The 4,017-nt window shown below is 57.2% G+C and carries 5 protein-coding genes; all 5 read left to right on the plus strand.

What is annotated here, in order from left to right; genetic code table 11:
- Positions 1-154 precede the first annotated feature (154 nt).
- Genes JCM15764_RS20650 through JCM15764_RS30550 form a run of 5 tightly spaced genes read left to right on the plus strand, consistent with a single transcriptional unit; the run spans position 155 to position 3,994 of the window.
- Positions 155-2,155 (plus strand): ATP-binding protein, encoded by a 2,001-nt coding sequence (locus JCM15764_RS20650; protein WP_243689550.1) that lies wholly within the window; start codon positions 155-157, stop codon positions 2,153-2,155.
- On the plus strand, positions 2,098-2,571 hold the full coding sequence (locus JCM15764_RS25630; RefSeq protein WP_243689551.1) for a response regulator: 474 nt from the start codon (positions 2,098-2,100) through the stop codon (positions 2,569-2,571). The genes JCM15764_RS20650 and JCM15764_RS25630 overlap by 58 nt, the downstream gene beginning before the upstream one ends.
- 18 nt (positions 2,572-2,589) lie before the next feature.
- Positions 2,590-3,051 carry a response regulator gene (locus JCM15764_RS30540; RefSeq protein ID WP_439645363.1) on the plus strand — a complete coding sequence of 154 codons (462 nt, stop codon included), beginning with the start codon at positions 2,590-2,592 and terminating at the stop codon, positions 3,049-3,051.
- Complete coding sequence (locus JCM15764_RS30545; protein WP_439645365.1) at positions 3,039-3,416, plus strand: sigma 54-interacting transcriptional regulator; 378 nt, start codon at positions 3,039-3,041, stop codon at positions 3,414-3,416. Before JCM15764_RS30540 ends, JCM15764_RS30545 begins: the two co-directional genes overlap by 13 nt.
- Positions 3,329-3,994, plus strand: a complete 666-nt coding sequence (locus JCM15764_RS30550) for a sigma 54-interacting transcriptional regulator (RefSeq protein ID WP_439645364.1) — start codon at positions 3,329-3,331, stop codon at positions 3,992-3,994. The genes JCM15764_RS30545 and JCM15764_RS30550 overlap by 88 nt, the downstream gene beginning before the upstream one ends.
- Positions 3,995-4,017 lie beyond the last annotated feature (23 nt).

Raw genomic sequence — 4,017 nt, forward strand, 5'->3', positions numbered from 1 at the left:
CACTGGGTTCGCTTCCCCCCTATGGAATAGGGGGGATAGAGGGGGGTCTCTGGCATCCAACAGAACCTGCGATACAATTAAATCATTATAATTATAATCTGCCACTGTCGGGTGCCCAATGCTCCGCTGGCCTGGACGCGTAAAACTGACCCCCATGTCAATTGTGCTCATCTACACCCTTACCGGTGTCCTATGGGCAGTTACGGCCATCAATCTGCACACGGGCAACCTGGGGCAATATTTTACCTTCATCAGGTTCGAGATGGCGAACCACACCTTCTTCATCCTGGTCACCGCCCTGATGCTTTACTTCCTCATCCATCACAGCCTGGAAGAAATACTGCAGCGGGAAGAATCCCTGCACCGGGTGGGCCGGGCCTTCAAATCCCTGAGCGAGTGCAACAAGGCGCTCATCCATGCTGCCGATGAAGTACAGCTGATGGAGCAGATCTGCCGCACCTTTGTGGAGATCGGTGGCTATCGCCTGGCCTGGGTGGGCATTGCCGAACATGATGAGGAGCGGACCGTAAGGCCGGTTGCCCAATGGGGAGACCGGAATGACTACCTGAAGAACCTGAAGCTATCCTGGATTGATAACGAATGGGGACGGGGGCCGACCGGCACGGCCATCCGCAGCTGCAGCACAGTCGTCGTCCAGCATATACCGTCCGATCCAACCTGGAGACTGTGGCGTGACCGTGCCATGGAGCATGGCTTTGCGGCATCCATTTCCCTTCCTCTCTTGGGAGATGAAGGCCCTTTTGGTGCATTGGTCATCCTTGCCGGTGAAGAGGGGGCCTTTGACAACACCGAGGTGAAGCTCCTGGAAGAACTGGCCGCTGATCTTTCCTTCGGCATTCGGGCATTGCGCAGGGATGCGGAGCGAAAAAAGGCGGAAAAGGAACGGACCCTTTTCGCATCGGTAATCCAGCAGGCCCAGGAGGGTATCATCCTCATGGACGACAGCGGCCTGATCCGCTATGCCAACCCGGCAGTGGAGGCAATCATCGGCCATGCCCCGGACACCATGACCGGCAGGAACATCCGGGAGATCGACTGCGAGCCCCAAATGCACGGCTTTTACACCGCCATCTGGGATGCCGTTTCCCGCGGGGACATGCGCATCACCAACGCCATCCAGAAGGGGGGAGAGCCTCTGCCGTACTATTTCGACGCCACCCTCTGGTCCATCTCCGATGAAGCGGGCATTGCCAACACCTATGCGGCCCTGATCAGGGATGTGACCCACGAGATCCTGCTGGAGCGCCAACTGAGCCAGGCCCAGCGCATGGAAGCCATCGGTACCCTGGCCGGCGGCATTGCCCATGATTTCAACAACAGCCTGGCGTCCATCATCACCTGTACGGAATTGGCACGGGATGATGTAGCGGAAGACGACCCGGTGAGGGAACTTCTGGATGTGGTGCTCAAATCAAGCTACCGGGGCAGAAACCTGGTCAAGCAGATCCTCACCTTCAGCTGTCAGGTTGAACAGGAGCGGCAACCGGTCCATGTGGAGCGCATTATCCATGAATGCCTCAAACTCCTGCGCGCCTCCTTCCCCACCTCCATCACCATCCGTCACGACATCTGCAGCCAGCCGGGCATGGTCATGGCCGATCCCACCCAGATCCACCAGATCATCATGAACCTGTGCACCAATTCAGGCCATGCCATGCATGACAGCGGCGGAGTTCTGGACATCAGGCTGGCAAATGTGGATCTGGATACCGCCGCCGTCTCCGGCTTCCCCGACCTTCCTTCAGGGCGTTACCTGAGATTGAGCGTCCAGGACACCGGGCACGGCATGGATCAGCCTACCATTGAGCGGATCTTCGACCCGTTCTTCACCACCAAGACCAGGGGGGAAGGAACCGGGCTGGGGCTGTCGGTAGTCCACGGCATCGTCAAAAACCATGGCGGATCGATCATGGTTGTGAGCGAACCAGGCAAGGGAGCGTCCTTTCATATTTTTCTACCCCGCACTGACACTCCGGAGATGTCACCCGCCGAAATCTGGCAGCCCCCGCCGCTCCATGGGCAGGAAAGAATCCTCTTTGTGGATGACGAAGAGGACCTGCTCTTTGCCGGCAAAAGATGCTGGAGCGGCTGGGATACCAGGTGGAAGCGTGCCGTGACGGCAATGAAGCCCTGAAGACCTTCAGGCTGCAACCCCATTGTTTTGACCTGGTGATCACCGATCAGACCATGCCCCAGATGACCGGTACCGAACTGACCAGGGCAATTCTGCAGATCAGGGGGGACATGCCGGTGATCCTCTGCACCGGCTTCGGCCATGCATCCCAGGAATTCGCCACCCGCGAAGGCCAGGAATCCCTGGGTATTCGAGAACTGGCCCTGAAGCTTCGAACGGGGGGAAATGGCGAAGCTGATCCGGCGTGTGCTGGATCAGGGTTGACACCGAAAATCATTCACCACGAATGGCACGAATTAACACGAATAAAATCTTTTTCTCGAACTTTTTTCATCCTCCACATTATTTTTCTTTTTTGGGGAATACATCCGGAGAGCGATTTTCAATTCGTGCCCATTCGTGTCATTCGTGGCTAAAAAAGGTTCTTGTACCCTATGGCGAACATCCTCATCATCGATGACGACGACCTGATGTGCCAGTCACTGTCCCACGTGGCAAAACGGTGGGGGCACGAGGTAACCTGCACCCATACCCTGGCGGCAGGACAAAAGCAGGTTTCAGACCATGATTTTGACGTGGTTTTCCTTGATGTGCGGATGCCCGATGGAAATGGGTTGACGGTTCTTCCCCTCATCCAGGCTGCCCTTTCGGCGCCGGAAATCATCATCATGACCGGCTACGGCAATCCGACCGGTGCAGAACTGGCCATCAACAACGGCGCCTGGGACTACATCGAAAAAGGTTCTTCCGTAAAAGAGATCACCCTTTCCCTGGTACGGGCACTGGAATACCGCAAGCAGAAGCAGAACAGCAATGCAGCAAGAAACGTGGTGATGCTCAAGCGGGATGCATTATCGGTTCAAGCCCGCGCATCAACGCTTGCCTGGAGCAGGTAGCTCAGGCTGCAGGCAGTGACGCCGGTATCCTCATTACCGGCGAAACCGGCTCGGGCAAGGAGCTCTTTGCCAGAGCCACCCACGCCAACAGCAGACGGGCGGAAAAGCCCTTTGTCGTTGTGGACTGTGCAGCCCTGCCCGACACCCTGGTGGAGAGCCTGCTCTTCGGCCATGAGAAAGGCGCCTTTACCGGCGCGGAGCAGGCGCGCCCAGGGCTTGTTGCCCAGGCAGACGGCGTACCCTCTTTCTCGATGAAGTGGGCGAGCTTCCCCTTACCATGCAGAAGGCCTTTCTGCGTGTTTTGCAGGAACACAGGTTCCGCCCGGTGGGCGGCCAGCGGGAAGTCACCAGCGATTTCAGGCTGATCGCCGCCACCAACCGAAACCTGGACGAGATGGTTGACAGGGGAACTTTCCGTCAGGACCTGCTCTATCGTCTCCGTACCTTTGCCATCGAACTTCCCCCTTGCGAGAGCGTCGAAGATCTTAAAATCCTTGCCAGGGGATGCGTAGACAGGCTTTGTGACCGGTACGCCCTTGGCGCCAAAGGCTTTGCGCCCGATTTCCTGAGGATGCTCGTCTCATATCCGTGGCCGGGAAACGTGCGAGAGCTGTTCAATGCCCTGGAACGTACTGTTGCCGCTGCAGGCACCGAGGCCATCCTTTTCCCCAAGCATCTGCCCACCCACATTCGCATTCATGTGACCAAAGCCACCGTCGGCAATGGCCAGCCCCATGCAGAATCCTCTCCCCGGTCCGTGGCTCCCTTTCCCAAATACCATGATTTCCGCGAGTCAATCCACGTCCAGGCGGAAAGGCAATACTTCCTGGACCTGCTATCCATTTCACAGGAGAACATTGGCGAAGCCTGTCGCATCTCCGGCCTCTCCCAATCCCGCCTCTATGCACTGCTGAAAAAACTGGAGCTGCCAAAAAGCTGCTGAAATTTACCTAGGAGTCTGTCGGA

The organism is Geotalea toluenoxydans JCM 15764 (assembly GCF_001311985.1).
Lineage (GTDB): Bacteria > Desulfobacterota > Desulfuromonadia > Geobacterales > Geobacteraceae > Geotalea > Geotalea toluenoxydans.

Excerpts from the sequence above, each read along its gene's own strand:
- JCM15764_RS30550 (WP_439645364.1), top strand. The coding sequence starts at position 3,329 with ATGCAGAAGGCCTTTCTGCGTGTTTTGCAGGAACACAGGTTCCGCCCG.
- JCM15764_RS30540 (WP_439645363.1), top strand. The coding sequence starts at position 2,590 with ATGGCGAACATCCTCATCATCGATGACGACGACCTGATGTGCCAGTCA.
- JCM15764_RS25630 (WP_243689551.1), top strand. The coding sequence starts at position 2,098 with ATGCTGGAGCGGCTGGGATACCAGGTGGAAGCGTGCCGTGACGGCAAT.
- JCM15764_RS20650 (WP_243689550.1), top strand. The coding sequence starts at position 155 with ATGTCAATTGTGCTCATCTACACCCTTACCGGTGTCCTATGGGCAGTT.